This window comes from Desulfoplanes sp., assembly GCF_054921335.1.
This window is the reverse complement of the sequence record NZ_JBUDSQ010000134.1, coordinates 1-4,171: the sequence shown is the minus strand read 5'-3', so window position 1 is coordinate 4,171 and position 4,171 is coordinate 1. Positions and strand designations below refer to the sequence as shown.

Genomic DNA, 4,171 nt, shown 5'->3' with positions numbered 1-4,171 from the left:
ACAGGGGAGCGGCCAGATTGAGGACGGTGATCATGAAGGTGGCGAGGAGGATTTCCGATGCCGGAAGAGGGCGTGAGAAGAGAAGTGGAAAAATTTTTTTCATATGATGTTGAGGAGGAGTTGATTAGCCCGTCCTACGATAGTTGTATAAAAGCAAAACTAGTTTGAATTACGTAGATTATTGAAAGGAGTGTAACTATTCAGGACGAGCACTCGCCATGAGGGTGTGTCTTTCTCTGGGAACGCCGAGCGTCTGCTCGGCCTTTTGGGAAATGCCCAATGGGTATATCGTCATTGTGTTCGGTTCTAGTATGTGCCCCTATTCCCTGCGGATTCGTCGACGCATTGCCGAGCAGACGCTCGGCGTTCCCGGGAGGAGCAATGCATGATCGAGCCTTCATCGGCTGAATAGTTACAAAGGAGTTTTGCTGCAAATCAATCAAATTGTAGGGGCACCCCTTGAAGGTGCCCCTATCGACCAGTAATCAAATAAGAGGTTCGTAAGAAACTCAATATTTCGTATAAATTTTGGGCTAGTACCCGGAGATTGTAATATCGGTGTTATCGAGCACTGTGGCTTGATCAAATTCGGCAATGAGAATCGGAGTATTGGTACCCGAAGTGCCGTTATCGTCAAAATAAAGCTTGTTGGTTCCGGAATCCGGATCAAGGAGGTAAACAAAATAATCGTTTTCACGAGATTCTCCTGTATCCGGTGTGTATACATGGGTGCCGTTTGCGATATAGGTCCTGGCAGCATCGGGGTCAGTGATTTCATGAAAATAGTCTATGTCAGGGGTTCCATCGATCGCACTTGCTCCGGATGAGGGGAAGCACGTTGAACCATAAAATTGAAGTGTATCATCGTCATGGTTGAAATCATGAATGATATCTCCGAAATCCTCAGCATAGATGTAGGCAAACCTGTCACTGCCCGCCCCGCCCGTAAGATGGTCGATTCCGGCACCTCCGGTGAGCTCATCGTTGCCCGCGTTTCCTTCGAGAAAGTCGTTACCCGCACCTCCGTAAAGAAAATCATCCCCCTCGCCACCGAAAAGGATATCGGCTCCGCCTTCTCCATAGAGGTAATCCCCGCCTCCATTTCCAGCGAACAGGTTAACGTTTTCATCCCCAGAAATATTGTCAGCACCATTATCAGATCCGATAATGTTTTCGATCCCTTGAAAATCGTCTTGGTATTCCGTTTCGCCAAAAACGGCTAAAATGGAAGTCGTACCTGCCGACATATATTCATTGGATATGCCTGAGCTGGCGTTTGTATAGTCCACTGTGTCAATTCCATCTCCTCCGTAGATAGTGTCTCCGCCGGGACCCGCAATAAAAATATCGTTTCCGGCCATACCATATAATGTATCTGATTCGTCTCCACCTGCAATGATGTCAGCGTCATCCGTGCCTGTATCGGTAATATTGACAAATTCGATGGCAACTGTGCCTTGGTAGGTTGCATCCGTAGTGTAATCCGTCGCAATATAATCGAAGGAATCACCAGAGTCAGAAGAATTGTACCAAAACGTTCCGTCTTGTGCTAAATTAACAGCGGAATGATCATCCGGATTAATCAAGTCGTAAAAGACTGCAGAAGAATTTTCGGAAACCTCCCCGCCGGGGGTAAGACGACCGTAGATGTTCAGGTTCGGCGCAGTGACAAATGTCTGATTAGCTGAGGACGCTGTCTCCTCGATCACTTCAATGGTCATTGTAGCGGAATTTGCGCTGTATAAGCTCTGGTCCTTAACTTCGAAGGTAAAGCTGTCGTATGGGGAGCCATAGGCATCCGGGGTCGGAGTGAACGTCAGCTGACCGTTATTGATATCCAAACCACAGATATCTTGGCCGAGGACAACATCTGTTTCATCAAATTGCAAACTTCCATTACTTTCAAGACCGGTTATCTTGATGTAATAAAGATGATCTGTGTCGATATCCTGGAAACCAAAATCATCTCGTGAAAACACATACGGAGTATTTTCCTCTGTGGTGACAGAACTCGTTTGAGCTACGGGCGCATCGTTGACGGGTTCGATAGTCAGATTGACCGTCAATGTTTCGGGATCGGCTATTTCGTCAGTGACGGTGGTGGTAAACTGGTCGGTTCCGAAATAATCCGCATCCGGGGTATAGGAGAAAGAACCGTCCGAGTAGAGTTGCAGAGTACCGTGTGCAGGCTGCTGGGTATCTGAAAAGATGAGGGCGTCCCCGTCAGCGTCTGTGACCAATGTGCCGCTGAGGGAGGTGTCCTCCGAAAATGTAATGGACTGATGATCAGGGGCGTCGGGTGGATCATTGATAGGATTGATGGTCAGGTTCACGGTAAAGGATTGGGATGCCGCTGTCCCATCACTCACCTTGCCGGTAAATTGGTCGGTTCCGAAATAATCCGCATCCGGAGTATACGTGAACGTTCCGCCAGGGAAAAATGTCACGTCCCCGTGACTCGGGCCGCTGATATCCGTGAACGAGAGAGAATCTTCGTCGGCATCCGAGGCCAACGTCGCCGAAAGAACCATGTCCTCGTCGGTAGAAAAGGTCGTTTGAAGGATGGTTGGCGGATGATTGTCCGGGAGGACGTTGATTTCAATGGTCTCTGTTTGCGGGACGCTTTTGCCATCAGTCACCGTGAAGGTGAATTGATCCTGACCCTCAAAATCCGTTTCCGGAGTATACGTAAACATTCCCTGGTCAGTCGTGCTCAACGTTCCATGTGCCGGTCCGGTGATGTCCGTGAAGGAAAGCGTGTCCCCCGTGTCTTCATCGGAAACCAGAACGCCGGTGAGGGGGGTATTTTCGTCGGTCGAGAACGTGAGTTGCGGGACAGTCGGTGCACTGTTCGGATTGACCGTCACGGTCATGGTTCCCGTATCGCTGAGGCCTCCTGGATCTGTGACCAGAAAGGAAAATGTGTCGGTCCCGGTGAAGTCGGTGTAGGGAGTGTATTCAAAGGCCCCCGTCGTGCTTAGGGAAAGATATCCGTTGGCAGGTTGTGCTGTCTGCGAAAAATTCAATATACTGTTATCCACATCTGTTGCCGTGAGAAATCCTGTATGATGCGTGTTTTCCCACATGGAAACCGTTTGATCGGGTGCTTCGGGCGCGTCGTTGACTCCTGTCACCGTGATGCTCAGAGTTGCTGTATCTGTGGCCCCGTCATTGTCGGCATTGGTGTATTCGACCGAAGTCGATCGTTGTTCACCTTCTGCAAGATCGTCGAAGGCGGTGCCCGGGTCAAAGGTGTAGGCTCCGTCGGATGCAATGTCGAAGGTTCCCCCGTTCGATCCGGTGACAATTTCCCCGACATTTTGCACCAGACCGTTTACAGCCGAGACCGTGTGCGTATCTCCATCGTCAGGATCGGTGTCATTGATCAAGACACCATGGGCATCATCAATGCTCAGAGGGGCGTTTTCAGAAGTCGTGTTTGAATCTTCAACGGCTATCGGGGGATCTACCGGTTCCGGCTCCGGGTCTTCTGGCTCTTCCGGCTCCGGATCTTCGGGGGCTTCCGGCTCCGGATCTTCGGGGTCTTCCGGCTCCGGGTCAGGGTCATCGGGATCTACCGGTCCAGGACCGGGGTCTACCGGTTCTTCCGGCTCCGGATCTTCGGGGTCTACCGGTTCTTCCGGCTCCGGATCTTCGGGGTCTTCCGGCTCCGGATCTTCGGGATCTACCGGTCCAGGACCGGGGTCTACCGGTTCTGGGGGATCGGGATCTTGAGTGTCTGGTACGTTGATGTCCCCGTCGTCTGTCTCAATACGTGGGTCAGCCTTATTCAGGACTGGGGTTATTTCAAAACCTGCTTCACTTGTTATTAGACTGAATGTAACTGGTTGTATGGAATTGGCTAGGTCAAGTTCCGCTATTTGTGGGGTGAATTGTGTTGTAGGGGGAGTATCCTCTGGTGATTCCTTTGGGGAAAAAGGTGGTGGATCGGAAGGCATTCCTGCCGGGGGGGGACCGCCCGGACTATCCGGTGGTTCCTGACCGTCTCCGCCTGTTTCTCCTTCCTCTGGTCCCACGCCCTCTGGCTGCTCGGGGGGCTCGCCGCCATCCGGCTCCCCCTGACCAGCTTCATCGCCCCGGTCACCGGTATTGTCCCCTGTTCCCGAGGTGGAAACAATGGGTGTCGATCTTTCGAGCTGCTGCATCTCTT

At 51.4% G+C, this 4,171-nt stretch carries 1 protein-coding gene; it reads right to left on the bottom strand.

Going from position 1 to position 4,171, the window contains the following annotated elements; genetic code table 11:
- Positions 1-533: 533 nt before the first annotated feature.
- A complete protein-coding gene (locus ACY692_RS14340; protein WP_462326063.1) occupies positions 534-4,037 on the bottom strand; it encodes an Ig-like domain-containing protein in 3,504 nt (1,167 codons plus the stop codon).
- Positions 4,038-4,171: the final 134 nt, after the last annotated feature.